This is a genomic window from Stenotrophomonas maltophilia, from assembly GCF_039555535.1.
In the GTDB taxonomy this organism is placed as follows: Bacteria; Pseudomonadota; Gammaproteobacteria; order Xanthomonadales; family Xanthomonadaceae; genus Stenotrophomonas; species Stenotrophomonas maltophilia_Q.
In genome coordinates this window covers 4540011-4566637 of sequence record NZ_CP154630.1, presented here as the reverse complement: position 1 = coordinate 4566637, position 26627 = coordinate 4540011, and the positions used below count along the sequence as shown (strand labels likewise).

The following is a 26627-nucleotide window of genomic DNA, read 5'->3' as shown; positions in this document are numbered from 1 at the left end:
GAAAGTCTCTTAGAACGTACCGGGGTAGGCGCCGCCGTCGATCAGCAGGTTCTGCCCGGTGAGGTAACCGGCCTGTGCACTGCACAGGAAGGCGCAGGCGGCGCCGAACTCGTCCGGCGTGCCGAAGCGGCCGGCGGGAATCTGCTGGCGGCGGCGCTCGGCCACTTCCGCGGCGTCGCCGTCCTTGCCCGCACTGTGGGCGAAGTTGGCGCGCAGGCGATCGGTGTCGAACTGGCCGGGCAGCAGGTTGTTGATCGTGACGTTGTGGGCCACGGTGCGGCGCGACAGGCCGGCGACGAAACCGGTCAGGCCGCTGCGCGCGCCGTTGGACAGTGCCAGGATGTCGATCGGTGCCTTCACCGCCGACGAGGTGATGTTGACGATGCGGCCGAAGCCGCGCTCGATCATTGCATCCACGGTGGCGCGAATCAGCGCGATCGGCGCCAGCATGTTGGCATCCAGTGCGGCAATCCAGTCGTCGCGCTCGAAGGTGCGGAAATCACCCGGCGGTGGGCCACCGGCGTTGTTGACCAGGATGTCCACCTGCGGGCAGGCGGCCAGCGCCGCCGTACGGCCGGCCTCGGTGGTGACGTCGGCGGCGACGGCGCGTACCTCACCGGCACCGGGCAGTGCACGCAGTTCGTCGGCGGCGACCTGCAGTGCAGCCTCGCCACGCGCTACGACCACCACGTTCACGCCCTCACGCACCAGCGCGCGCGCGCAGCCCAGGCCCAACCCCTTGCTTGCGCCGCAGACCAGTGCCCAGCGACCAGTGATACCCAGATCCATGCGTCAGTCCTGCGGAATTCGGTAGGCGCTCATTGTCCGCCATCGGCCGGTGACAGGCGGGCAACGAAGTGTTGCAGGGCGGCGGCCACCTCATCGGCATGGCCGAGGAAGGGCGCATGGCCGCCGTGGGCGACGGTCAGTGACTGCGCGCCCGGGGTCAGCGCCGCAGCGGCCTGCATGGCGACCGGTGACACGAGGCGGTCGCGCTGGCCGGCGATCCACAGGCTGGGTTTGCCCAGCGTTGGCAGTGCACCGCGCAGGTCGGTGCTTTCGAGCAGGCGCAGGCCTTCCAGCAGGGCGCGTTCAGTGGGGGCACCGCGCTCGACCAGGCGCTGGCGCAGCGTGCGCAGCTCCTCGCGGGCGTGCGCCGAGCCCATCACGTCCAGCGCCAGGAAGCGCTCCAGGGTACCGCCGAAATCGTTGGCCAGCTCGCGCCCGAACTGCTCGAACACTGCCGGTTCCACCGCGTGCGGCCAATCCTCGCCACGCACGAAACGCGGCGTGGCGGCGATCATTGCCAGGCCGCGTACCTTCGGCAGCGTTGCCGCCGCGTGCAACGCTAACAGGCCGCCCAGCGACCAGCCGCACCACACCGCCGGTGGCGTGGCCGCAGCAATGGCGCTGACCACGAACGGCAGGCGCAGCGGCGTGGTGTCCTCGCGGCTGTGCCCATGGCCGGGCAGGTCGACCAGATGCAGGGTGAACTGGTCCGCCAGCCGCTGTACCAGCGGCGCGAACACGCCGCCCTGCAGGGCCCAACCGTGGATCAACACCAGGTCCGGCCCACGGCCGGTGACTTCAATATGCATGGGCAACGAAGCGGAACTCAGGCAAAAGCGGGCAGCGGCGGCGGGGCGGCTTCGCGTACGGCCAGGTCGAGGCGATCCCGCGCGTTGGCGATGGCCTCGACCAGGCCCCGCACCTGTTCCGGCGCATGCAGTGCGGACAGCGTAACGCGCAGGCGCGCCTTGCCTTCCGGCACCGTCGGCGGGCGGATCGCGCCGACCAGCCAGCCGGCCTGTTCCAGCGCCTTGGACATCGCCATGGCGCTGTGGTCATCGCCGCACAGCAGCGGCTGGATCGGCGTTTCCGAGGCCATCAGGTCCAGCCCGTGGCGGCGTGCTTCGCTGCGGAACAGCGCGATCAGGTCGGCCAGCTTGGAACGGCGCCAGTTGTCCCGGCGCGCCAGGCGCACCGCCTCGAGTGCAGCGGCGGCCATCGCCGGTGGCACGGCGGTGGTGTAGATGTACGGGCGCGCGGTTTCGGCCAGGTGCTCGATCAGATCGTCGCGGCCCAGCACCAGCGCACCGGAACCGCCCAAGGCCTTGCCCAGCGTTACCAGCTGCAGCGGTACGTCGTCCACGCCCAGGCCGGCGGCAGCAACGGCGCCACGGCCATCACCCACCACGCCCACGCCATGCGCGTCATCGACGTAGAACAACGCCTGCTGCAGGCGCGCGACCAGCGACAACGCACGCAGCGGCGCGATGTCGCCATCCATGCTGAAGACACCGTCGGTGGCGAGCATCGCCGCGCCGTCGGGCGCGTGCTTGAGCTGGCGCATCGCGCCTTCCGCATCCAGGTGCGGGTAGCGGCGCAGGCGCGCACCGGCCAGCCGCGTCGCATCGAGCAGGCTGGCGTGGTTGAGCTTGTCCTGCACGCATACGTCGTTCTCTTCGCTCAGCAGCGCCTGCTGCACCGCCAGGTTGGCGGCGAAGCCACTGCCGAACAGCAATGCACGCGGGTAACCCAGCCATTCGGCCACTTCGCGTTCGAGGGCGTCGTGCATCGCGTGGTGGCCGCAGACCAGGTGCGAGGCACCGGCACCGGCACCTTCGCGCGCAGCGGCGTCCTGCAGCGCATTGACCACGCTGAACTGCTGCGCCAGGCCCAGATAATCGTTGCTGCAGAAGCCGGTCAGCCACTGGCCGTCCACCTCAAGGCGCACGCCATCGCGACGGGTGACCGTACGTCGCGGGCGGCGACGGCCTTGGACATCGCGCAGAGCGCGCTGGGCGTGGAGGCGGGCGGTCAGGTCGGGGCGGGCCATGGTGGCTGAATGCGTCGACGGGGCGGCTAGGGTAGCGCGTTGCCGCGGCGCCTGCTTGCGGCCCGTCTCAGGCGGCGTGAGCGCAGCCGCAGCCGGGTGCATCGGCGCTGATATCGGCGTGCACGGTGCCGCCGTGGTCGTGGCCTTCGGCATCCACCTGCACCGCCATCGGCTGCAGCCCGAGCCGGGCGAACAGGGCCAGGTCGCGTTCGCTTTCCGGGTTGCCGGTGGTCAGCAGCTTGTCGCCGTAGAAGATGGAGTTGGCGCCGGCCAGGAAACACAGCGCCTGCAGTTCGTCACTCATCGCCTCGCGCCCGGCCGACAGCCGCACCATCGAGCGCGGCATGGCGATGCGGGCCACCGCGATCATGCGCACGAACTCGAATGGGTCCAGTTCGGCGCTGCCATGCAGCGGCGTACCCGCCACCTGCACCAGCTTGTTGATCGGCACCGAATCCGGATGCGCCGGCAGCGTGGCCAGCGCCAGCAGCAGGCCGACGCGCTGCGCGCGCGTCTCGCCCATGCCGACGATGCCGCCGCAGCAGGTCTTCAGGCCGGCATCGCGCACGTGTTCCAGCGTATCCAGGCGGTCCTGGTACTGGCGCGTGTGGATGATCGAATCGTAGTAGTCCGGCGCGGTGTCGATGTTGTGGTTGTAGTAGTCCAGGCCGGCGTCCTTCAGCGCACGCGCCTGCTCGCCGCTGAGCATGCCCAGCGTGGCGCAGGTCTCCAGACCCAGCGCCTTCACCCCGGCGATCATCGCCGCGACCTTCGGAATGTCTCGATCCTTCGGCGAACGCCATGCGGCACCCATGCAGAAGCGCGATGCACCGGCGGCCTTGGCCTGGCGTGCCTTGGCCAGCACCGCGTCGGTCTCCATCAGCTTCTGCGCGTTCACCCCGGTGCTGTAGCGCTGCGCCTGCGGGCAGTACGCGCAGTCTTCCGGGCAGCCGCCGGTCTTCACCGACAGCAGCGTGGACACCTGCACCTGCGAAGGGTCGAAGTGCTCGCGATGGACCGCTGCGGCGCGAAACAGCAGCTCTGGGAACGGCAGATCGAACAGCGCCTGCAGTTCGTCGTGTTGCCAGTCGTGGCGGATGGCAGCAGCCATGGCGGGACCTTGGGTACGAATGGAGCGAGGGCGGCAGTGTGGGTGGGTTGATGAATGCTGTCAACCGCGATGATGTTATTGTGGTTTACGGGTGGCCACTCCCATCAAGCTTGGCGGAAACGCCGCATTTCACCGCATCCTGCAAGGGCTTCGGCCAAAGTGGCCGCTGCCCAACGGAAGTGCTGGCGCGCAGACTCTTTCCCATGACCGATCTCCATCGTCTCCGCGGCCGCATCAGCGCGCTGGTCCTCAGCGAGGCCTGGCGCCGCCGCGCCGCGCTCTGGGGCGGTGCCGTGGCCGTGGCGCTGGTGGCGATCCTGTTCGCCAAGGCCAGCGATGCGGCCTTCCATCTGTTCCAGCGCATCACCTCGCACTCGCCGTGGTGGGCCCTGCTGCTCACGCCGGGCATCTTCGCGCTGCTGGCCTGGCTGACCTCCGGCGTGCTGAAACCCACGCGGGGCAGCGGCATTCCGCAGGTCATCGCTGCGTTGGACAAGCCCGATGAGCCATTCCGGAAGACCAATCTTTCGCCTGCGGTCTCAGCCGGCAAGCTGCTGCTGACCTCGTTGTCGCTGCTCGGTGGCGCGTCCGTTGGCCGCGAGGGCCCGACCGTGCACGTGGGTGCCAGCCTGATGTACCTGTTCGGCCGCTGGTTCGGCTTCAAGGATCCCCGCGAGCTCTCGCACTTCCTGTTGGCCGGTGGCGCTGCCGGTATTGCGGCGGCGTTCAACACGCCGCTGGCCGGCATCGTCTTCGCCATCGAGGAGCTCAGCGGCCGTTTCGAACATCGCTTCTCCGGCACCTTGTTGACCGCGGTGATCGTCGGTGGTGTGGTATCGCTCGGTCTGTTGGGCAACTACACCTATTTCGGCCATGTGAGCGCGCGTCTGCCGCTGGGCCAGGGCTGGCTGGCAATCCTGCTGTGCGGCGTGGTGGCGGGCCTGCTGGGAGGCCTGTTCGCGCGTGCGGTGCTGGCCAGTGCGGCGGGCCGTCCGCGCTGGCTCGGGCAACTGCGGCAGCGGCATCCGGTTCTGTTGGCCGCAGGCTGCGGCCTGGTGGTGGTTCTGCTCGCCCTGGTCTTCGGTGAAGGCGCGTTCGGCACCGGCTACGAACAGGCGCGCAGCCTGGTGCAGGGGCAGGCGATGGTCGGCCACGAGTTCGGGTTGATGAAGCTGCTGGCCAACCTCGCATCGTACGTGGCCGGTATTCCCGGAGGCTTGTTCTCGCCCGCGCTGGCGGTCGGCGCGGGACTGGGCCACAACCTCGCCGTGTTGATGCCCGGCGTGGATCCGCGCGCGTTCGTGCTGCTGGGCATGTGTGCGTACCTCACCGGCGTCACCCAGGCGCCACTGACCTCGGCGGTGATCTCGCTGGAGCTGACCGACAGTGGTGATCTGCTGCTGCCGATCCTGGCGACGGTGCTGATCGCGCGTGGCGTGTCCGGGCTGGTCTGCCGGGTGCCGATCTACCGTGGTCTGGCAGAGCTGTTGATGGTGCCGAAGGCGCCGCCGCCTGAGATTGAGGCCCGCAAGGCTGGCACCTAGCTCGCAGTACAGTATGCTGCCGCAGCAGCATGCCATGCAGCTTCCCTGTCAAATAATCGGCCAGCCTGCGGGGAGTATTTGGTAGTCCTGATGGCTGGGCTCTCACTTAGTTCTATAGGGCTGTACTCTCAAAGTTAAATGTTGTTTCCGGATGAAAGTATGAGTTCAGGTGGTGGTGAGTATTTTCGGCTTTCAGGGCGATTCGAGGATACCGAATTCATTGGGAACATGAACCTCGTCCTCGGCGTTCCATTTGACGCCCCCGATGAGTTCAAGAGGCGAGTTTGGTCGGCCGCACTGAGCTATGTCGATGGTAATCGCTCAATGGATTACTACTTCAAACGTTATGGACACTTGGCTGTTTTTCCTCAGCCCGCTCCCTCAAGGGTCAGGTTGTCTGCCGTTTTTCAGAAATGCGGAATCGAGGTGGATAGAGTGGCAGCTCAACTCGCAAATGGAGTTGAGAGAGAGGCGCATTTTGGCCTTTTTGCTGCAGAATCGGCGCTCATGAGGTTGAAGCCCAGTTTTGAGTATGCTTCGTTTCTTCTAATGCAGGGTGCAACGTACGAATCCGCTGCGATTCTTCGTTTGTGTCTGGAGCAAGTTGCTTGGGCTTACGATATTCATGAGATTGATGATCGAACAATATTTGATAAGAATCCAACGAGATCTATATCGAAACTGAAGAATGTCGAGTCAGGCGTTGGTCGGCTGTATTCCCACTTGAGTGACTACACTCATATCCAGCCCCGGCTGCAGAAAGAGTACATCGATTTTTCTGGGGAGTACGCGGCAGTTCGCTTTCGCGATTTTGAGGCGGCTCTTGGGATGTCAAATGCATACATTGAAGTTGTTGACGTTTATGTAGTTGTCACCGAGTATGTTTCGCGCAAGTATTTTTCGGGCGGCCAAGCATGGCTCACGGATGCGGACGGCCAATTCTTGAGGAACCAACAGTACACGTCATGCAATTTGGTGGAGATATCGTGACGGTGCTACCGGAATTGCCAGGGTCATCCAATAGGCCCCCACCCTCTGACTTCAGTGATTGACGATGGTTTGCATGGCCGTTCACTGACAGGTTGAATTCCCCCTTGCTGACATACAGATGTAGGTGGGCTGGGCGAGTCTAAGTGATGCGCACTTTCTGCAAAGTCGGCGCCTTGTTTGCTGGCTCTCTTCGAGTTCTGCTGCCACTACGGTGCCTCGTCTGTAACGAACCCGGCCACGATGGACTCGATCTCTGCGATGCCTGCCTGGCCCATCTGCCCTGGGCCGGTCGTGCCTGCCTGCGCTGTGCACTGCCGTTGCCGGACAACGCCCTGATCGTCTGCGGTACATGCCGCGACGAGGTACCGCCGCAGGCCGCCACGCATGCCAGCCTGCTGTACCTTCCCCCCGTCGATCAGCTGTTGGTGCGCTACAAGTTCCACCAGGATCTGGCGGCCGGGCGCTTGCTTGCCCAGCTGATGCAGCGCGCACCACCGCCCTGGTCGTGCGCGCCGCTGGTGCCGGTGCCGCTGCATGGGCGGCGCCTGCGCCAGCGCGGCTACAACCAGGCCGCCGAACTGTGCCGGTTGCTGCCGATGCCCGTCTGGCAGGGGCTGTACCGGCGGCGGCATACCGCACCGCAGTCCGAACGCACGGCCGAACAGCGCAGGGAGAATCTGTTCGATGCGTTTGCTGTTCGTGGTCCGGTGCCCTCGCGGCTGACCGTGGTCGATGACGTGATGACCACCGGCAGCACGGTGATGGAGGTCGCCGAGACGCTGCGCCTGGTCGGCGCTGGGGAGGTGCGCGTGTGGGTCTGTGCGCGGGCGCCGTGATCGCCCTCTTCATCCACAGGGTCTAGGATGAGGCCGGTTCCGGATCGGAGGAGTGGCCATGAATTCCCCCTTGTCTCCCTTGTTATCGGCGGTTGGGCGCAGCTGGTGGATCCTGCTGTTGTACGGGCTCGTCGCACTGGGTTTCGGCATCGTTGCCATCGGCTGGCCGCTGTCCGCAGCGATGGCACTGGCCTGGACGCTGGGCGTGATGGCCATCATCGAGGGCGTCATCAGTCTGTTCGCATTGATCAATGGCGGCAGCGGCGCGTCCCGCGGCTGGCTGGCGCTGTACGCCCTCGCCTCGCTGGGCTTCGGTATCCTGGCGGTGATCAATCCGCTGGCCACCGCCAGCGTGCTGGTGCTGTTCCTGGCGGCGTGGCTGCTGGTGGCCGGCATCTATCGCATCGTGTTCGCGATCCGCGTGCGCAAGCAGATCCAGGGCGAATGGTTGCTGATCCTCAGCGGCGTGCTGGCCGTGGTGCTGGGCCTTTTGTTTGCGGCCAACCCGTATGCCGGCGTGGCGGTCACCACGCTGTGGATCGGTATCGGCAGCCTGCTGTACGGCCTGCTGCAGGTGCTGGTGGCATTCAAGCTGCGGAAGCTGAAGTGAGAACGGCGCTTCCGCTGTTGCTGGGCGTGGCCTTGACCCTGGCCGGCTGCATGCCGGGCGCCACGCCCGCAGTGCAGACAGTCGAGCGCCATGCACCGCGCCCCGGTGTGGATGTGCGCCTGAGCGCGGTCGATGCGGATGGCAAGGGCACGCAAGCGCAGTGGCAGGGCGAGACCCTGGCGCTGCGCGAGCCGCCGATTGCCGGCAGCGCCGATATCGCCGATGTGCGCTACGTGCTGGACGAGGGCCAGCAGCCCGGCCTGCAGATCCGCTATCGACCCGAAGCGCACCAGCGCATCCACGATGGCACGGCAGCACTGGTGGGCCAGCGAGCAGCGATCAGTGTGGATGGCCGCGTGCTGATGGTGGCGACGGTGAAAGGCCCGTTCGGTGAATCGATGATGCTGAGCGGGCTGCCGAGCATTGCCGAGGCACAGGCGTTGGCGAAGCACATCACCGGTCAGTGACGGGCGCGCCAACACCACCGCGTTACGCGCGAGGTCGACCAAGGTCGACCGCTACCGGGCGAACCGTGCCTCGATTTCTTCCAGTGACTTGCCCTTGGTCTCCGGCAGCCAGAACGCGGCTACCAGGAAGAACACGAAGGTGCAGGCTGCCCAGAACACGAACATGCTGGCGTAGCCGTAGTGGCCCACCGTGGGCAGGAAGATGGCGGCGATGGTGGTGGATACAAACTGGTTGATCAGCAGTGCGATGCTCATGCCATTGGAACGGATGCGGTTCGGCATCAGTTCCGACAGTGCCAGCCACACGCATACGCCGGGGCCGACCGCGAAGAACGCGACGAATACCAGGATGCAGGCGGCCACCGCCCAGCCATGTGCAGGCGGCGGCACCGGGCCGATGCGGGCCTGTTCGATGCGCAATGGCGCCTGGCCGGCACTGGCCGGGTCGGCGAACGGGTTCAGATGCAGTTTGCGGAAGAACGCACCAATCACGCTGTCGGGCTGCACGGTGCCAGCGCGCTCGATGCGCAGCTCGCGATCGGCCAGGTTGTCGCTGCGCAGGGCGCGCACATTGGTGAAATCACCGTAGGCGTAGGACACGGTCAGCTGCATCGGCCGGCCCTGGCTGTCGGTGCCATTGCTCAGGCGCTGCCACTGCGCATCATCCAGCACCAGCTGCAGGCCGTCGCCGCTGACCGCCGCCTGCAGCTGCGGCTGCACATCGGCGCGACCGCGTTCGGCCTGGAAGAACAGCGTGGCCGCCGCCAGCAGGGCGACGCAGATACCGCCGCTGCCCAGCATCAGCAGGAATTTGCGGCCCTTGCGGTCGACCAGCAGCAACGCGACCACGGTCATCACCGCGTTGAGCAGCTTGATCGCCACGTCGGCGCCGTTGGCCACTGAACCGGACAGACCGGCCTGGTTGAGGATGTTCACCGCGTAGGCCAGCACCGAATTGATGCCGGTGGCCTGGGTGCAGGCCAGCACCACGCAGGCGAGCAGGAACGGCACCACATAGCGGCGGCTGAGCAGCGGATCGCGCTTGCCTTCGCTGCTGCTCGATTCCGGCGCTTGGATCTGGGCCAGCGTGGGCTCGACATCTGCGGCGGGCAGGACGCGCTGGAGGCTGCGGCGGGCTTCATCGATGCGACCGCGGCGCACCAGCCAGCGTGGTGATTCGGACAGCCAGAAGATGCCGGCACAGAACAGCAGGCCCGGCGCCAGGCAGGTCCAGAAGATGGTGCGCCAGGCGTGGTCCTTCACCGTGAACAGTTCCTGCGCCTGCTGCGCGACCGGCAGCGAACGCACGGCTTCGGCGGCGGCATCCACGGCGTGGGCGTGGTACAGGCCGATCAGGGCTGCCAGCACCAGGCCAACGGTCAGCAGCAGCTGGAACATCGCCGCGCCGCGCCCGCGTCGCTCGGGGCTGAGCACTTCAGCCAGGTACAGCGGAATCACGACGCCGATCAAACCGCCACTGATGCCCTGCAGCAGGCGTCCCAGCAGCAGCGGCGTGTAGCCGGAGGCCAGTGCCATGATCGGAATCGAGGCGGTGAACAGCAGGCCGGCCAGCAGCATCGCACCGCGGCGGCCGATCAGGTCGGCAACCATGCCGGCGAACAGCGAGGACAGCACGCTGCCCAGCAGCACCGCCGCCACCACGAAGCCGAGCTGCTGGCTGCTGAGCTGCCAGGCGTGGCTGGCAGTTGCTTCAAGATAGGGCAGGGCGCCGGCGATGATGCCGATGTCGACGCCGTACAGCAGGCCACCCAGGCCGCCGATGAAGAGCAGGTAGCGTACGGGCCAGCGCGGAGCGGTGGAAGCGGGTACGGCAGGTGCGGCGGCTGCGGTCATCGGCGTATTCCTGGAATAACGGGGATGGTGCGTGGCTGATGCAAGGCGCTTGCGCGCTTCATGTAGAGCCGAGCCATGCTCGGCTTGCCGCGCGAAGCGCGGCGCGGACGTCGTCGATGTCGGTGCGAAAAGCAGCCGAGCATGGCTCGGCTCTACAGACGTGCGTCGCCTAGTGCAGGTCGATCACGCGGCCACCGACCACGACCTGCTGCAGGCGCAGCTCCGCATCCAGCACCACCAGGTCGGCGCGGGCGTCGGGCGCGATGCGACCGCGATCGCCCAGGCCCAGGTAATCGGCCGGGAAGGTGGAAACACGTTGCGAGGCATCGGCCAGCTCCAGGCCCACCTGCACCAGATTGCGCAGGGCCTGGTCCATGGTCAGTGCACTTCCTGCCAGTGAACCGGTCGCCAGGCGCACGCAGCCGCCGCACTTGTGCACGCGCTGCTCGCCCAGTGCGTACTCGCCGTCGGGCATGCCGGTGGCGGCGGTGGCGTCGGTCACCGCGTACAGGCGCGGGATCGCGCGCGCGGCCAGGCGGATCACGCCGGGATGGATGTGCTGCAGGTCGGGAATGATCTCGGCGTACTGCGCATGTGCCAGTGCCGCCGTCGCAATGCCCGGGCGATAGTGATCGACGCCGGTCATGCCGTTGAACAGATGGGTGAAGCCGGAGGCGCCGGCCTGCAGCGCAGCAACACCTTCTTCGTAGGTACCGGCGCTGTGACCGAGCTGCACGCGGATGCCCATTGCCGAAAGCGCGGTAATCAGCGCGGTGTGCTCGCCGATCTCCGGCGCCAGCGTCATCACCCGGATCGGTGCCAGCGCGTGCAGCTGCTGCACCAGTGCCAGTGTTGCTTCGATGGTGCGGTTGGGCTGCGCACCCAGCCGCTGCGGGCTGATGAACGGCCCTTCCAGATGTACGCCGGCAATGCAGGCGGCATCGGCATCGGGCGCTGCCATGGTCGCGGCCACGCCCTGCAGCGCGTGCTCGATCTCATCCAGGCCAGCGGTCATGGTGGTCGCCAGCAGCGTGGTGGTACCGAAGCGCAGGTGCGTACGGGCGATGGTGCGTGCCACGTCGCCGCCCTGCATCAGGTCCACGCCGGCGGCGCCATGCACATGCAGGTCGATGAAGCCGGGCAGGATCACCGGCAGCTGCAGATCGCCGGCGCCGCTGTGGTCGTCCACCTGCAGCTGGCGCACGTCCGAATCGAAGTGGACCTGGCCACGCCGCCAGCCCAGCGGGGTGAGGATGCGGCCATGCAGGGAGCGGGTGTCGGTCATGCGGCGGGCTCGGCGATGATCACTTCAATGCCCAGCCGCTGCAGTCCCTCGCGGGAGGCGTCGTCGATGCCGGCATCGGTGATGATGGTGTGGATCTGATCCAGCAGAGCGATGCGGTGCAGGCTGACGCGCCCGAACTTGGAGGCGTCGGTCAGCACCACGATGCGGCGTGCACGCTCGACCATGCGATGGTTGAGGCGGGCTTCGGCTTCGTCATGGGTGGTCAGGCCGAACTGCAGGTCCAGGCCGTCCACGCCCAGGAACAGCGTGTCGAAGCTGTAGGAGTTGAGGCTGGCTTCGGCCTGGCTGCCCTGCAGCGACAACGACTGCTGGCGCAGCAGGCCACCAGTCAGCAGCACGTTGATGCCCGGCGCGTTGGCCAGTTCCCAGGCGATGTTCAGCCCGTTGGTCATCACCGTCACGTCGCGCTGCGTGCGCAGGTGGCGGGCCAGGGTCATCGTGGTCGAGCCGGAGTCGATGATGATGTTGTCGCCGGGCCGCACCAGGCGCGCGGCACACGCACCGATCGATTCCTTCAGCGGCAGGTTCAGTGCGTCCTTTTCGTGGATGTCCTGTTCCTGCGGCGGCGTGCGCACCAGCGTGGCGCCACCGTGGGTACGGTTGGCCAGGCCCTGCGATTCGAAGTGGGTCAGGTCGGCACGGATGGTCACCGCCGACACGCCGAAGCGCTCGACCAGATCGGCCACCTGCACCGCGCCGTGCTCGATCAGCAGCTGCAGGATCTGTTGTCGGCGGGAGCGGGTGTTGCGCATGGCCATTCTCGGTGTCGCGGGGAAAGGTAGAGATTAGCCGTTCGCAGCAGCGGCAGCAGCCGAGCCTGCGTTCTGCGTGCGGGTTCCGGCCTGGTTGGCGCTGCACGCACGGGCGTACTCGCCCAGGCACAGGCCGATACGGTGCTGCACCAGTGCGGTGGGGGTGTTGGCGAGGGTGCCCTCGCGCACGGCACGGTACTGCTCCGGCAGGTACTGGCTGAGCAGCACCAGCGGCGGCGCGTGCCGTTCCAGGTTGGCGAACAGGGTCTGCACCGCCTGCACCAGCGCGGGCTCGCCCCAGTAGTAGCGGCAGCGGTCGCTGAAGGAATAGCTGCGCAGCAGGCGCAGCGCTGCCTCATCGCCCTGGTAGTAGGACTGCCAGTACTTCGGCTGCGCCACCATCACTTCATCCAGCACCTGCGGCAGGCGCGAGCACTGCGCCGCCGGCAATAGTTCGGCCTCGATCGCGGCCAGCGCGAACAGCGCTTCGCGGTAGGCGAAGGTCGCCGCCGGGCCGACCTTGAGGATGGCGAAGTGGTCGCGCACCAACGCGTGCAGGCCGCTTTCGCGCTGGTAATCGGTGGAATGCGCTTCGAACACGATGCGTGGCTGCTGTTCGAGGAAGTCAGCCAGCGCGCTGGCAGCGGCCGCGTCGTACTCGTGCACGCTGCTGTGGTCGAAGTCCACGCCCGGCTGCACGACCATCGCGATCACGCGCTGCCACGCGTCGCGCAGCAGCGGCGTGTCGAACGCCTGCTGGTGGATGGCCAGGGTCTGCGCGGCGGCGGCCGGCGTGGTCACCTGCAGGCCCTCGGCCAGCGAGGCTTCGCCACCGGGAATCGGCACCTCGGTACCGATCACGTAGACCGGCGGCGGCAGGCCATGATCCGCAGCGGTGCGCTCAGCGATTTCAGCCAGCTCGGCCGAACGCGCTGCGACGATGGCGTCCGGCAGCGGCACCGGGTCATCGGCGCAGGACATGCTGCAATCGAGGTGGATCTTGTGGAAACCGGCGGCGACGTAGGCTTCGATCAGCACGCGCGCGTGGGTCATCGCTTCGGCAGCCGGGCGCTTCTGCCAGGCATTCGGGCCGAGGTGGTCGCCACCCAGGATCAGCCGCTCGCGCGGGAAACCTTCCTCATCGGCCAGCGTGCTGACGTAATCGCGGTACTGCGGCGGAGTCATCCCGGTGTAGCCGCCGAACTGGTCGACCTGGTTGGAGGTGGCCTCGACCAGCAGCACGGTGCCGTGCGCCAGCGCCACGTGCATGGCCGCACGCAGCACCTGCTCGTTGCTGCAGCAGACGCTGTACAGGCCGACGTTGGCACCGGCGCGGTGGGAGGCAAGCAGGGTCTGCAACGGGGACATGGTCAGGCTCCGGTCAATCAGGAAAACGAGGGTTGGCAGGCGAGCAGGGCGGCACCACGGGCGCCACCGGCATCGCCGAAGCGCGGCGGCACGATCGGCGGAACCTGCACGCCGTTGAACAGATGCGCCGAGACGGCGGTTGGCAGCTGCTGGTACAGCGGTGCGTACTGCGACAGGCCGCCGCCCAGCACGATCACGTGCGGGTCCAGCGCCAGCACCAGCGCGGCCAGGCTGTGGCCAAGCAGATCGCGGTGGATGTCGAGCGCCTGGCGCGCACGCGCGTCGCCGGCCTCGGCCAGGGCGATCACCGCGCTGGCATCCACCGCACTTCCACCCAGATGGCGCTCGATCATCGCCAGCCCGCTGCCGGACACGTAGCGCTCCACGCAGCCCTGCAGGCCGCAGGCGCAGTCGATCAGTGGCAGGCCATGGCGCTGCAGCAGGTGGCCGGGCACGCTCCAGTGGCCCCATTCGCCGGCCAGGCCGTTGAAGCCGGACAGCAGGCGACCCTGCAGGCAGAAGCCGCCACCGGCGCCGGTGCCGAGGATGGCGCCGAACATGCTGGGATAGCCGTCGGCGGCACCGCCGTGTGCTTCCGACAGGGCAAAGCACTGCAGATCGTTGCCGAAGTGCAGCGGGCGCTGCAGGCGTGCCTGCAGGTCGGCGGCCACGCTGTGGCCGGTCAATGCCGGCACATTCGCGCTCAGCTGGCGGCCGCTGCGGTGATCGCGCACGCCGGGCAGGGCGATGCCGATGGCCGCATCACTGCGACCCAGCGCGGCATCGGCCTCGGCGACCAGGGTCACCACCGCCTGCAGGAAACCGTCGTAGTCGCCCTGCGGCGTGCTGACCCGACGGCGCCAGGTGACCTGCATCGCCGCATCGCACGCCACCAGCTCGATCTTGGTGCCGCCGATGTCGATGCCGTAGCAGGCGTGGGCGATCAGCTCAGCCATGGTGGATGGTGACGCCCTTGACGACGCGGTTGACGGTGCCGTCCGGGAACGGGTTGTCCGGGGTCAGGCCGAGTGCGGCCGAGCGCTGCAATGCGAACAGCTGCGCGAAGCCCAGCCACACCGGCGCCAGCCAGGGGTCGTCGAATGCCGGCACCACAAGGGTGTACTCGTCATCGGCGCCGATATCCGAGTGCGGGCCGATCGCCAGCACCTGGCCGGCCACGCCGTCGCGGCGCAGTTCTTCCAGCAGGTCCTGTTCGTAGCGGCGCGCCAGTGGCTGCACGCTGCGCAGCACCACCACCAGCGTATTGCCGTCCAGCGTCGACTTCGGGCCGTGGCGGAAGCCCAGCGGCGTGTTGGCCAGTGCCAGCACGCGGCCGGCGGTCAGCTCCAGCACCTTCAGTGCACACTCGCGGGCCAGCGCTTCCAGCGGCCCGCTGCCAAGATAGATCACGCGGTTGAACGGGCCCTGCGCAAGCGTTGCCACCGGTGCATCCCACTGCGCTTGGCCTTCACGGGCCAGCGCGGCGACCTGCTTCAGGCGTGCCACGCGGGCATCCCACGACGAGCGGTCGAACACAGTCAGCGCAGCCAGCAGCATGCAGGTCAGGCTGCTGGTCATCGCGAACGCGCGGTCGCAGCTGGCCGAGGGCATCAGCAGGGTGCAGGTATCTGCGCGGCCGGCGCCGCGGCGGGCGAGTTCGCCATCGGCGTTGCAGGTGATGTCGAGGAAGCGTGCGTCATCCACATCGGCGCGCACGCGGTCCACCGCAGCCACGCTTTCCGGGCTGGAACCACTGCGGCCAAACGACACCAGCAGGGTCGGGCGGTCGCGCTGCAGGTACAGCGCCGGGTGGGTCAGCAGGCTGGTGGTGTGCACCACGCGCACCTCGGCCGGCCACTGTGCATTGATCGCGTCGGCCACCATTTCAGCGATGAAGCCGGAGCTGCCGGCGCCGGTGAACAGCACGCGCTGGTTCGGGTCATTGAGGCTGTCGCCGAGGAAGGCCTGCAGGCGGTCGCGGGCACGCGACAGGTCCTGGGCGAGGGATTCCCACAGCGCAGGCTGCTGGGCGATTTCGGTAGCGGTATCGGCTCCGCCCAGGCGCTGCCAGGCGGACACATCGGAAAGCAGGGTGACGTCCATTCGGAGGTTCCAGTTGGGCCAGCGCACCATCTGCGTTTTCTTTCGAAATGTCAAATAGCGAAAGCAAAAAGAAAGAAAATGTGACTACGGCTTCGCTCTGACCAGAGCACGTCGGAAAACGCAAGAATCCGCCGGATGCCGTATCGCACAATGCTTAACAGGCGGCTGCAAGCGCTTACACAAAGTATTGCGACGCAACAACTTTCGTTTCAATGGAATATATCTTCCTTTTTCCTTTCAATTTGTTGACATCTTTCGAATCGCTGCCCTAGAGTCGGCCCAATCGCTTTCGAAACGCCCGGTGAACGGGTTGGGAGTCCGCGTGGAAAACTGCGTTCGTCGCTCGCCGCTGATGCTGGCCCTGTTGCCGGCATTGATGCTGGCGTCCATGCCGGCCCGGGCCGAGCCGGTCGGCAACCTGCGTTCGGTCAGCGCCAGCGACAGCCGCGATGGCGTGCGCGGCTGGGACCTGCAGACCGACAAGGGCGCGCGCATCCGTATCGAACTGCCGGCCACCGACATCATCCGCGTGCAGGCCGGCCGCAACGGCAAGCTGACCGGCGCCGGCGACAAGGCCGCGCCGATCGTGCTGCCGCAGCCCAAGACGAACGTGCAGGCGCAGCTGGAAGAAGACGCGCAGGAAATCCGCGTGCGTACCGATGCGCTGGTGCTGCATGTGCAGCGGCAGCCGCTGCGCATGCGCCTGGAACGTCTGGACAACGGCCAGCCCACCGCGCTGTGGCAGGAACTGCAGCCGCTGGACCTGGATGCCGCGCAGAGCGTGCAGGTGCTGTCCTCGCAGGCTGACGAAGGCTATTTCGGTGGCGGCCAGCAGAACGGCCGTTACCAGTTCAAGGGCCGCGAGCTGGACGTGTCCTACTCCGGCGGCTGGGAAGAGGGCGACCGTCCCAGCCCGGCACCCATGCTGCTGAGCAGCCGGGGCTGGGGCATGCTGCGCAATACCTGGAGCGATGGCAGCTACGACCTGCGCCAGCCCGACCAGGCCACGCTGCTGCACCGCGAAGACCGTTTCGACGCGTACTACTTCGTCGGCGCCGACCTGCCCAAGCTGATCGAGCGCTACACCCAGCTGACCGGCCGCCCGAACATGGTGGCGCGCTGGGCGCTGTCCTATGGCGATGCCGATTGCTACAACGACGGTGACAATGCCAAGAAGCCCGGCACCGTGCCCGAAGGCTGGAGTGACGGCCCGACCGGCACCACGCCGGATGTGATCGACTCGGTGGCCAAGCAGTACCGCGAGCACGACATGCCCGGTGGCTGGATCCTGCCCAACGATGGTTACGGCTGCGGTTACAAGCAGCTGCCGGAAACGGTGAAGGGGCTCGCCGGCTACGGTTTCCGCACCGGCCTGTGGACCGAGAACGGTGTCGACAAGATCGCCTGGGAAGTGGGCAAGGCCGGCAGCCGCGTGCAGAAGCTGGACGTGGCCTGGACCGGCAAGGGCTACCAGTTCGCGATGGACGCCAACCGCCAGGCGTTCAACGGCATCCTCGACAATTCCGATTCGCGCCCGTTCCTGTGGACGGTGATGGGCTGGGCCGGCATCCAGCGCTACGCTGTGGCCTGGACCGGCGACCAGAGCAGCAGCTGGGACTACATCCGCTGGCACGTGCCGACCCTGGTCGGTTCGGGCCTGTCCGGCATGGCCTATGCCAGCGGTGATGTGGATGCGATCTTCGGCGGCAGCGCCGAGACCTTCACCCGCGACCTGCAGTGGAAGGCGTTCACCCCGGTGCTGATGGGCATGAGCGGCTGGTCGTCGAACGCACGCAAGCACCCGTGGTGGTACGACGAGCCCTATCGCAGCATCAACCGCGATTACCTGAAGTTGAAGATGCGCCTGACCCCGTACATGTACGGGCTGGTGCACGAGGCCGCGCAGACCGGCGCGCCGCCGGTGCGTGGCCTGATGTGGGACAACCCGCGCGACCCGCACGCGCAGGATGAAACCTACAAGTACCAGTTCCTGCTCGGCCGCGACCTGCTGGTGGCGCCGGTGTACCGCAGCCAGGCCGCCAGCCGTGGCTGGCGTCGCGACATCCACCTGCCGGCCGGAGGCTGGATCGACTACTGGGATGGCCGCCGCGTGCAGGCCGGCGCCGACGGCCGCCAGCTCGACCGCCAGGTGGACCTGGCCACGCTGCCGGTATTCGTGCGTGCCGGTGCGATCCTGCCGATGTACCCGTCGATGCTGTTCGACGGCGAGAAACCGCTTGATGAAGTGACGTTCGACCTGTACCCACAGGGCGACTCGCAGTACACGCTGTACGAAGACGACGGCAACACCCGCCGCTACCAGCAGGGCGAGTCGAGCACGCAGCGGATCCGCGTGCAGGCGCCGGCGCAGGGCAGTGGCCCGGTGCAGGTGCAGATCGACGCGGTGCAGGGCAGTTACAACGGTCAGCTGGCGCAGCGCCGCTACGGCCTGCGTGTGCTCAGCCGCCAGGCACCGCGTGCGGTGCAGGCCGGTGGCCGCGTGCTGCCGGCGCTGGCTGATGCCGCTGCGTTCAACGCTGCGGCTGAAGGCTGGTACTTCGATGCTGCCGAGCGTCGCGGCACCCTGCGTGTGCGGACCGCCAGCCAGGACATCCGCCAGCCGCTGCAGCTGCAGCTGGACTTCGCGGTCGCCGCCGCCGCTGCCGACGATGCCTATCCGGCGGCACCGGTGCTCGGCCGCGAACTGCCGGCCGACAGCCTGCTGGTGGTCAACCGCCCGGCCGAAGAACCCGGCCACGCGCTGGAAAATGCCTTCGACGATGATCCCAACACCTGGTTCCGCAGCGTGCGCAACCAGGCCGTGCGCACCGGTGCGCATGAGTGGGTGATCGGGTTCGGTGAGCGGAAGATGATCGATGGCATCGACATCGCGCCGCGCAACGACAAGAACTGGAAGCACGGCCAGGTGCGTGACTACGAGGTGTACCTGGGCGACAGCAATGGCGAGTGGGGTGAGCCGATCGCACGTGGCCGCCTGCAGTTGAAGGAGGGCGTGCAGCGCATCGACTTCCCGGCCCATGCCGGCCGCCTGCTGCGCTTCCGCGTGCTGAGTGTGCAGAACCCCGAAGGCGACGGCGCCAGCAGCACCGACCCGATGGTCACCGCCGCGCAGGGCAGCGCCCGTGCCTTCGATGCGCTGCAGCCGCGCGACGTCGGCCCGATCGCATTGTCCACCTTCCACATCCTCGAACACCAGGAACCGGAGCGACCGGCCCGGCAGCGCTATCTCTCCGAGCTGCCGGTGCCGGCCGCGCTGGCCAGCCAGGTGCGCGCCGACCAGCCGTTCCGTGGCGATGCCGGCATGCGCATGAACGGCCTGCAGTTCCGCCGTGGCCTGGGCGTCGGCGCCAACAGCCGCATTGACCTGCGCCTGCAGGGCGGCTGGCACCTGCTGCGCGCCGACCTCGGCATTGACGACGCGTGCCGCAGCGCCGGCGGCCTGCAGTTCCAGGTCTGGGGTGACAACCGCCTGCTGTACGACAGCGGCCTGGTGAAGGCACCCGGCGTGGTCAAGCCGGAGCTGGACATCCGTGGCCTTTCCACCCTGAGCCTGCGCACGCTGGGTGCGCAGGGCAGCCAACCCGCCCAGGTCTGTGCCAACTGGGCCAACGCCGTGCTGATCGGCCAGGAGGGCGACTCCGCCAGCATCGTCGCCCCATGACCCCCTCGTAACACCGCTCCTCCCCCCGCCCATTCCGACTACGGCCCTCATGGCCGTGGCCCGGGAGCGTTTTGCCCGCCGAACGCCCACGCGCTCACTTATTGCGCTGCACCCCTGCCAGGAGAGAACCCCGATGTTGCCCGCACGCCACCACCGCCCCCCCTGTCGTTCGATCGCTCCGCTGTCGCTGGCCATCGCCGGCGTGCTGCTGTCGGTCGCCGTTCCTGCCTTCGCCCAGGAGAGCAAGGACAAGGCCACCGACCTGGCCCGCATCGAGGTCACCGGCTCGAACATCCGCCGCACCGACGTTGAAACCGCCTCGCCGGTGCAGGTGATCAGCAAGCAGGACATCCAGAACATGGGTGCGCGCACGCTGCTGCAGGTGCTGGACAACCTGCCGGCCGCCCGCCCGGCGCAGCAGGACGCGCGCTCGCTGTTCACCGGCTCCGACGGTGCCTCGCAGGCCAACCTGCGTGGCCTCGGCGCGCAGGGCACGCTGGTGCTGCTGAACGGTCGTCGCCTGTCGTACTACGGTGCACCGGCCGGCTTCCAGACCCAGTTCGTCAACATCGATGCGATTCCGGCTGCGGCCATCGAGCGCATGGAAGTGCTGACCGACGGCGCCTCGGCGGTGTACGGCACCGACGCGGTGGCCGGCGTGATCAACGTGATCACCAAGCGCAACTTCCAGGGTGCCGAGGTCAGCTTCACCAACGACACCTCTTCGCGCATCGACTCCTACGGCGAACGCCAGGCCAGCATCACCGCCGGCTTCGGTGACCTGGCCGAGAACCGCTTCAACATCTACGGCGCGGTGAACATGTACCGCCGCGACGCGATCCCGCTGAGCGATTTCTACGACAAGCGGCCCGACCAGTACTACGTCAACAATCCGAACTACCTCAACAACCTGCGCCTGGGCGTGGGCAGCAAGCCGGGTGAATTCAATCCGGGTACTTACTTCGCCTTCGATCCGGTCACCGGCCGCCGTGTGCAGGAAGCTGCGCCGGGTTGCAGGAACGTGCTGACCAGTGAAGCGGCCGGTCCGCGTTGCGTCTGGGAAACCTGGATGAACAACGAGATCGACGCCGGTGCCAAGTCCGAGCGCAACACCGCCTACCTCAACGGCACCTTCCTGGTCGGCGACAGCACCGAGATCTTCGCCGAGGCGACCTACACCGACATCGACCTGCGCGCCAACGGCGGTACGCCGCGCACCTACGGCACCACCACCGGCAACCCGACCAGCTGGTTCTCGCGCAATACCGGCAACACCGTCAACCAGTTCCTGTACCCGTTCCTGGGCCCGAACAACGAGTACAACCACGCCAGCCCGCAGATGAAGGCGATGATGGGCGGTGTGGTCGGCCTGAACTACCTGCTGCAGGATGCCGGCCCGAACTATTTCGGCCAGCGCAATACCGACAAGAGCTACCGCGTGCTGGCCGGTGCGCGTGGCAATCGGGGCGACTGGAACTGGGAAACCGCGTTCGCCAGCGCCGGCACCCACTCCACCACCTACCAGACGATCAACGTCAACACCAAGGGCTTCGAGAAGGCCTTCGGCCCGTACACGATCGATCCGGGCACCGGCCGCGTGATCATCTCCGACCATCCGGCGTACAAGTTCGGCGAGATCAGCGAAGCCAACGCCGCACTGATCCGTGAAGCGTTCCCGACCTTTGACATCCAGTCGTGGACTCGCCTGCACACCCTCGACGGCAAGATCGAAGGCCCGCTGTTCCAGCTGCCGGCCGGTGAGATGCGTGCGGCATTCGGCTTCAACGCCAGCCGCGAAACCTTCTATACACCGGGTAACGCCGACGCCGCCAACGGCCTGATCACCCAGCAGGGTGGTTCGTGGTTCGACGGCAAGCGCAACACCTACGCGCTGTTCGCCGAGACCGTGGCGCCGATCACCGACAAGCTGGAACTGGATGCGGCAGTGCGCGTGGACAAGTACCCGAACTTCAGCGCCAATGTGGCACCGAAGATCGGCTTCAAGTACCAGGCGTTCGACCAGCTGATGCTGCGCGGTACCTATTCCACCGGCTTCCGCGCACCCAGCCTGGCCGAGTCCGGCAATGGTGGCGTATTCGCGCAGCTGGGTGGCTTCCGCGACGAGCTGCGCTGCAACGAGACCAACGCCATCGCCAACCTGTTGCTGAAGTCGCAGCGGCCGGGTGATGTCGACCTGGGCAAGAACATGCTGAACGTCGACTGCAGCCGCACCGTGGCCCGCATGACCCAGCCGAACAAGGACCTGAAGCCGGAGAAGGCGAAGATCGCCACCCTCGGCTTCGTGTACGAGCCGGCGAGCTGGCTGTCGGTGTCGGCCGACTACTGGTTCATCTACCGCAACAACGAAATCGTCGCGCCGGACTATCGCCGCATGGAAGACATCATCTCGATGTCGCGCTCGCCGATCACCGACAGTGACCGTGCCAACCTGGCCCAGCTGGCGGCGATGTGTGCCGATCCGGCCAGTGGCGTGAGCTGCCCGTCGGTGCTGCCGGGCTACTCGGCCGGCAACGTGGCCAGCGTGGTGGGCCAGTACAAGAACCGTGGCAAGACGCTGATCGACGGTTTCGACATCGATGCGCGCAGCCGCTTCTCGCTGGGTGACTGGGGCAACCTGAACATCGGCCTGGCCGCCACCATTGCCAACCGCAACCGCTTCTACATGGATGCGGAGAATGGCTGGTACTACGGCGACGTAGTGGGCTACTACAACAACCCGCGCCTGCGTGCCACGCTCAATGCCGACTGGACCTACAAGCAGGTCACCACCAGCATGTTCGTCAACTACGTGGGCGGCACCAAGTGGGCCACCGACCAGGTCGATGAAGTGAGCAACAACAAGGAAACCTGCACCGGCGGCTACCTGGCCCTGCAGAAGAGCAAGTGTGATGGTGCGCCGTCGTGGTGGACCGCCAACATGAGCGTCACCTGGCGCCCGGATGATGCATGGAACCTGAGCTTCACCGTCAAGAACCTGTTCAATCGCCTGCCGTTCTACGATCCGAATAGCTTCCTGGGTGACTCCAGTGACTACGCAACCATCTTCGGCCGTGGTTACAGTGTGACCATCGGCTACCGTTTCAAGTAATTCCGTTTGCGTGACCTGGCGTGCCGGCTGCGGCCGGCACGCTGCCAAGAGGAGAGATGTTTGCCATGAAGCGTAGGGAATTCATCGCGGCCAGTGCCGCTGTCGCCGCCAGCAGCCTGCTGCCGCAGACCCCGGCATGGGCACGCGGGCGCAAGGTGCGCCTGGCCATGATCGGCACCGGCATGCGCGGCCTGGTGCTGCTGAAGGAGCTGGTGCGTCGCGACGACGTCGAGGTGGTCGCGCTGTGCGACATCGAGCCGATCATGCTCGGCCGCGCCATGGACATGGTGGCCAAGGCCGGCAAGCCGGCACCGAAGACCTACGGCCAGGACCGTGACAGCAACGCCTGGAAGCGCCTGATGGAACAGAAGGGCATCGATGGCGTGATCATCGCCACGCCGTGGGAATACCACGCGCCGATGGCGATTGCCGCGATGCAGGCCGGCGTGGCCGTGGGCTGCGAAGTGGTGGCCGGCATCACCCTGCAGGACCACTGGGATGTACTGAAGACCCAGCTGAGCACGGGCACCCCGTACATGCTGCTGGAGAACGTCTGCTACCGCCGCGACGTGATGGCCGCGCTGCAGATGGTGCGCCAGGGCCTGTTTGGCGAACTGGTGCACCTGCAGGCCGGTTACCAGCACGACCTGCGCGGCGTGAAGTTCAATTCCGGCGACCCGAACCAGCCCTACGACAGTGGCGTGGAATTCGGTCCCAAGGGCTGGAGCGAAGCACGCTGGCGCACCGAGCATTCGGTGCAGCGCAATGGCGAACTGTACCCCAGCCACGGCATTGGCCCGTGCGCGATGTACACCGGCATCAACCGTGGCAACCGCTTCACCCACATCAATGCATTCGCGACCAAGGCCCGGGGCCTGCACGAGTACACCGTGGCCAAGAGTGGCGGCACCACCCACCCCAGCACCAAGGTCAAGTTCAAGCTGGGCGACATCGTCACCACCACGCTGGCCTGCGAGAACGGCGAGACCATCCTGCTGCAGCACGACACTTCGCTGCCGCGCCCGTACTCGATGGGCTTCCGCGTGCAGGGCACCAAGGGCCTGTGGATGGATGTGAACCACTCGATCCACATCGAAGGCCGCAGCCCGCCGCACCAGTGGGAAGAGTTCAAGAAGTACCAGGACGAGTACGAGCACCCGCTGTGGAAGCAGAATGCCGACACCGCCGCGAGTGCAGGGCATGGTGGCATGGACTGGTTCGTCATCCATGCATTTGTTGAAGCGCTGAAGGCCAAGGCGCCGATGCCGATCGACATCTACGACGCGGTGACCTGGAGCGCGATCACCCCATTGAGCGAGCAGTCGATCGCCAACAGCTTCCAGACGCTGGAGTTCCCGGACTTCACTGCGGGTGCGTGGAAGCAGCGCAAGCCGATCTTTGCGTTTGACGGCAGGTACTGACCCGTACTTATAGAGTCGAGCTATGCTCGACTGGCGTGAAGGCAACGCCGGGCACTGCCTGGCGTTGCTGCCCTGCAATAGCAAGCCGTTACCGCGACACCTTGATCTGCGTCAGCCGTCCCCCGGACGCCCTGGCATGCGGTACGCGGAACATTGCACCCGGTTGCACGAGTTCGGCCTGCTGCATCATCTTTGGCCACCACTCCAGAAGACGTGCTGCGCGCTCGTAGTGGTTGAACGTGCTCCAACCTTTGGCCAGCACGAATACAGTCAGGCCGAGGCGTGCGATGGCCTCGCGCTCTGCAGGCCTGCGATGATGATGATCCTGGGTAACGTGCACGCGGATGCCACGCTGGGTGGCCGCTTCGAAGAGTTCGAGGTCGGTCGTGCCGGGCTTCACGAACTCCCTTACGTGGCAGACTTCGTGCTGGTACGTTCCTGCAATGGCGTCGATGGCCCGAGCCAGCGCGGGCGGAAGATTCTCATCGATCTGCGCCTTCAAGGCGCGGCTCGATTCTCGAACTGCAGTGCTTTCTTCACCGCAGTCAGAGGCAGGTCATACAGCTTGGCCACGCGACGCTCGTCGCCACCTTCGGCGCGCAGCGCCTCAACAATGGCGATGGTAGGAACGCCCGATTCGGAAAGGATGGGCTGACCAAAACTGCGCTGGGGATCAAACACCACCGCGCGGGAGCCCTTCAGTGGAAACCATCGTTCGGCACGATCATCGATGCCCAGTTCGATGCCGTCACGCAGTGAAGGTGCGATGACCTTGCGCATCACGTCCTGGCGCTTCACCACATCCACCAAGGCGGCATCGCCGCTGTCGCCCACGAGCTCCATGAAAATGCGGCGCCCATCGGTCTTGAAGCTGGTGCTGGTGAAGGGGTACTCCTTACCGAGCCGCTCGTTCAGCTCTACGATGGTTCGCCGTACCAGGTTGAGTGGCACGCCACATGCGACGAATGTGCGGACGAAGCGCAGCTCGATCAGATCGCGAAAGCCAATGCCATCGATCTCTGAATCGGCCCATTGCGACTTCCACAGGGGAGGGTGGGCTTCCGGATTCCCGTGCTTCCGGCCCTGGTAGCCCTTCAGCCACCGGCGCAGTTCCGATGAGCTGCCACCAATGAAGCGCGCGGCATCGGCGTAGGAATAGAGACCGACGCCGAGGCTGTCCCGTGCTGGCAAGGCGATACCCATGGCAGTGAGTCTACTCAATCCGAATGGAGCTGGAGTACAGAGCCACATTCTGCGCCCCGCAGGACTCATGAAATGAGAACGGGGACGTGCGTGGGCGAATCTGCCCGGTGATTGGCAGGCCGATGCCGACAAGGAAATGGCGCGCCCGGAGGGATTCGAACCCCCGACCAATGGCTTCGGAAGCCACTACTCTATCCGGCTGAGCTACGGGCGCGTTGTAGAACCGCCGCGCCGTCGGCCAGTGCCGGGGCGGGCATCGCAGCGCCATGAGGCGGTGCGGGACCGGCATTCTATCCAGTTTCGCCGAACAAATCTCCCCCCACGGGCAAAGCCCTGCCGGAGGGGCAGGAGTATCCTATCGGCATGGCTGATACCCCCCTCACTTCGCCGCAGTCGCCGGCGACGCCGCGTTGGCGGCATTACTGGAGTCTGATGCGCGCTGATCGCCCGATCGGCACGCTGCTACTGCTGTGGCCCACCTGGTGGGCGTTGTGGCTGGCCGCGGGCGGCCTGCCGCCGCTGTGGCCGCTGTTCGTGTTCACCGCCGGCGTGTGGCTGACCCGCTCGGCCGGTTGCGTCATCAACGACTACGCCGACCGCTGGCTCGACCCGCATGTGGAGCGCACCAAGGCGCGCCCGCTCGCGACCGGCGCGATCAGTGGCCGCGCCGCGCTGGCCCTGTTCGCGGTACTGATGCTGGTGGCGTTCGGCCTGGTGCTGACCCTGAACGGGCTGACCATCGGCCTCAGCTTCATCGGCGTGTTCCTCGCCGCCAGCTACCCGTACCTGAAGCGCTACACCCACCTGCCGCAGGTCTACCTGGGCATGTCGTTCGGCTGGGGCATCCCGATGGCGTTTGCCGCCGTGCAGGGCGAAGTGCCGATGCTGGGCTGGCTGCTGTACGCCGGCAACATCCTGTGGTCCACCGCCTACGACACCTGGTATGCCATGGTCGACCGCGAGGACGACCTGAAGATGGGCTCGCACTCCACCGCGATCCTGTTCGGCGACCTGGACCTGGTCATCCAGGGCGTGCTGTACGCGCTGTTCCTGGCCACGATGGCGCTGGTCGGCGTGCGCGGCGGGCTGGGTGGCTACTACCTGGCCGGCGTGGCCGTGGCTACCGCGCTGGTGGTGTACGAGTTCTGGATTTGCCGCAACCGCGAGCGCGGCCCGTGCTTCAAGGCGTTTCTGCACAACAACTGGGTGGGTGCCGCGCTGTTTGCCGGCATCGCCGTGGACCTGGCGCTGCGTTGAGAAGCGCAGCCGAGCGTAGGCTCGGCTCTACAGCTGACAGTGCTTCTGTAGCGCCCGAGCCCATGCTCGGGCGGCGGCGCACAGCGCCGGGCCTTCCGCCACCTACGACCAATAGGTGGCAGACAGCCCACACCCCACCGCCCAGAATCGGTCCATCGAACCTGGGAGGGTAGGC

21 protein-coding genes and 1 tRNA gene are annotated in these 26627 nt (G+C 66.7%); 9 read left to right on the top strand and 13 right to left on the bottom strand.

Features of this window, described 5'->3' with window-relative positions:
• Positions 1–9: 9 nt before the first annotated feature.
• The 4 genes from AASM09_RS21005 to bioB all read right to left on the bottom strand — a co-directional run bounded on the left by AASM09_RS21005 (position 10) and on the right by bioB (position 3950).
• Positions 10–789: an SDR family oxidoreductase gene (locus AASM09_RS21005; RefSeq protein WP_049431869.1), complete on the bottom strand. Its 780-nt coding sequence runs from the start codon at positions 787–789 to the stop codon at positions 10–12.
• 29 nt (positions 790–818) lie between these two features.
• The gene (bioH, locus tag AASM09_RS21000; protein ID WP_049431870.1) at positions 819–1598 is read right to left on the bottom strand and encodes a pimeloyl-ACP methyl ester esterase BioH; all 780 of its coding nucleotides are present in this window, start codon (positions 1596–1598) and stop codon (positions 819–821) included.
• A gap of 17 nt (positions 1599–1615) precedes the next feature.
• Positions 1616–2839 carry an 8-amino-7-oxononanoate synthase gene (gene bioF / locus AASM09_RS20995; RefSeq protein WP_049431871.1) on the bottom strand — a complete coding sequence of 408 codons (1224 nt, stop codon included), beginning with the start codon at positions 2837–2839 and terminating at the stop codon, positions 1616–1618.
• Positions 2840–2906: 67 nt separating this feature from the next.
• Positions 2907–3950, bottom strand: a complete 1044-nt coding sequence (gene bioB / locus AASM09_RS20990; RefSeq protein WP_049431874.1) for a biotin synthase BioB — start codon at positions 3948–3950, stop codon at positions 2907–2909.
• A gap of 203 nt (positions 3951–4153) precedes the next feature.
• On the opposite strand from bioB, the gene AASM09_RS20985 reads away from it, so the two are divergent.
• The 5 genes from AASM09_RS20985 (at position 4154) to AASM09_RS20965 (ending at position 8397) form a co-directional block, all read left to right on the top strand.
• Complete coding sequence (locus AASM09_RS20985) at positions 4154–5494, top strand: chloride channel protein (protein ID WP_049431876.1); 1341 nt, start codon at positions 4154–4156, stop codon at positions 5492–5494.
• Positions 5495–5653: 159 nt separating this feature from the next.
• Positions 5654–6484 (top strand): hypothetical protein, encoded by an 831-nt coding sequence (locus tag AASM09_RS20980; RefSeq protein ID WP_152906610.1) that lies wholly within the window; start codon positions 5654–5656, stop codon positions 6482–6484.
• A gap of 146 nt (positions 6485–6630) precedes the next feature.
• Positions 6631–7320, top strand: coding sequence for a ComF family protein (locus AASM09_RS20975; protein ID WP_049431882.1), 690 nt, complete (start codon positions 6631–6633; stop codon positions 7318–7320).
• 58 nt (positions 7321–7378) lie between these two features.
• A complete protein-coding gene (locus AASM09_RS20970) occupies positions 7379–7930 on the top strand; it encodes an HdeD family acid-resistance protein (RefSeq protein WP_049431885.1) in 552 nt (183 codons plus the stop codon).
• Complete coding sequence (locus AASM09_RS20965) at positions 7927–8397, top strand: SecDF P1 head subdomain-containing protein (RefSeq protein WP_049431889.1); 471 nt, start codon at positions 7927–7929, stop codon at positions 8395–8397. The genes AASM09_RS20970 and AASM09_RS20965 overlap by 4 nt, the downstream gene beginning before the upstream one ends.
• 51 nt (positions 8398–8448) lie before the next feature.
• Here AASM09_RS20965 and AASM09_RS20960 read toward each other — a convergent pair whose 3' ends face one another.
• The 6 genes from AASM09_RS20960 to AASM09_RS20935 all read right to left on the bottom strand — a co-directional run bounded on the left by AASM09_RS20960 (position 8449) and on the right by AASM09_RS20935 (position 15780).
• Entirely contained in the window at positions 8449–10251 is a 1803-nt protein-coding gene (locus tag AASM09_RS20960) for an MFS transporter (RefSeq protein WP_049431892.1), read from the bottom strand.
• A 169-nt stretch (positions 10252–10420) separates the two neighbouring features.
• On the bottom strand, positions 10421–11536 hold the full coding sequence (nagA, locus tag AASM09_RS20955) for an N-acetylglucosamine-6-phosphate deacetylase (RefSeq protein ID WP_049431896.1): 1116 nt from the start codon (positions 11534–11536) through the stop codon (positions 10421–10423).
• A complete protein-coding gene (locus tag AASM09_RS20950; RefSeq protein WP_049432038.1) occupies positions 11533–12309 on the bottom strand; it encodes a DeoR family transcriptional regulator in 777 nt (258 codons plus the stop codon). The genes nagA and AASM09_RS20950 overlap by 4 nt, the downstream gene beginning before the upstream one ends.
• A 33-nt stretch (positions 12310–12342) precedes the next feature.
• Positions 12343–13677: a D-tagatose-bisphosphate aldolase, class II, non-catalytic subunit gene (locus tag AASM09_RS20945; RefSeq protein WP_049431898.1), complete on the bottom strand. Its 1335-nt coding sequence runs from the start codon at positions 13675–13677 to the stop codon at positions 12343–12345.
• 17 nt (positions 13678–13694) lie between these two features.
• A complete protein-coding gene (locus tag AASM09_RS20940; RefSeq protein ID WP_049431901.1) occupies positions 13695–14633 on the bottom strand; it encodes an ROK family protein in 939 nt (312 codons plus the stop codon).
• The gene (locus AASM09_RS20935) at positions 14626–15780 is read right to left on the bottom strand and encodes an SIS domain-containing protein (RefSeq protein ID WP_343368612.1); all 1155 of its coding nucleotides are present in this window, start codon (positions 15778–15780) and stop codon (positions 14626–14628) included. Before AASM09_RS20935 ends, AASM09_RS20940 begins: the two co-directional genes overlap by 8 nt.
• Before the next feature lie 322 nt (positions 15781–16102).
• Here AASM09_RS20935 and AASM09_RS20930 point away from each other — a divergent pair, with 322 nt between their 5' ends.
• From AASM09_RS20930 to AASM09_RS20920, 3 genes are all read left to right on the top strand, one after another.
• Positions 16103–19462: a TIM-barrel domain-containing protein gene (locus AASM09_RS20930; RefSeq protein ID WP_049431908.1), complete on the top strand. Its 3360-nt coding sequence runs from the start codon at positions 16103–16105 to the stop codon at positions 19460–19462.
• Positions 19463–19595: 133 nt separating this feature from the next.
• Positions 19596–22571, top strand: a complete 2976-nt coding sequence (locus AASM09_RS20925) for a TonB-dependent receptor (RefSeq protein WP_005414779.1) — start codon at positions 19596–19598, stop codon at positions 22569–22571.
• Between the two features lie 65 nt (positions 22572–22636).
• Entirely contained in the window at positions 22637–23992 is a 1356-nt protein-coding gene (locus AASM09_RS20920) for a Gfo/Idh/MocA family protein (protein WP_100443730.1), read from the top strand.
• An 88-nt stretch (positions 23993–24080) separates the two neighbouring features.
• Here AASM09_RS20920 and AASM09_RS20915 read toward each other — a convergent pair whose 3' ends face one another.
• The 3 genes from AASM09_RS20915 to AASM09_RS20905 all read right to left on the bottom strand — a co-directional run bounded on the left by AASM09_RS20915 (position 24081) and on the right by AASM09_RS20905 (position 25409).
• A complete protein-coding gene (locus AASM09_RS20915) occupies positions 24081–24494 on the bottom strand; it encodes a DUF5615 family PIN-like protein (RefSeq protein ID WP_049431911.1) in 414 nt (137 codons plus the stop codon).
• Entirely contained in the window at positions 24491–25195 is a 705-nt protein-coding gene (locus AASM09_RS20910) for a DUF433 domain-containing protein (protein WP_049431914.1), read from the bottom strand. Before AASM09_RS20910 ends, AASM09_RS20915 begins: the two co-directional genes overlap by 4 nt.
• A gap of 137 nt (positions 25196–25332) precedes the next feature.
• Positions 25333–25409 (bottom strand) — tRNA-Arg (locus AASM09_RS20905).
• Between the two features lie 149 nt (positions 25410–25558).
• Here AASM09_RS20905 and ubiA point away from each other — a divergent pair.
• The gene (ubiA, locus tag AASM09_RS20900) at positions 25559–26452 is read left to right on the top strand and encodes a 4-hydroxybenzoate octaprenyltransferase (RefSeq protein WP_049431917.1); all 894 of its coding nucleotides are present in this window, start codon (positions 25559–25561) and stop codon (positions 26450–26452) included.
• Positions 26453–26627: the final 175 nt, after the last annotated feature.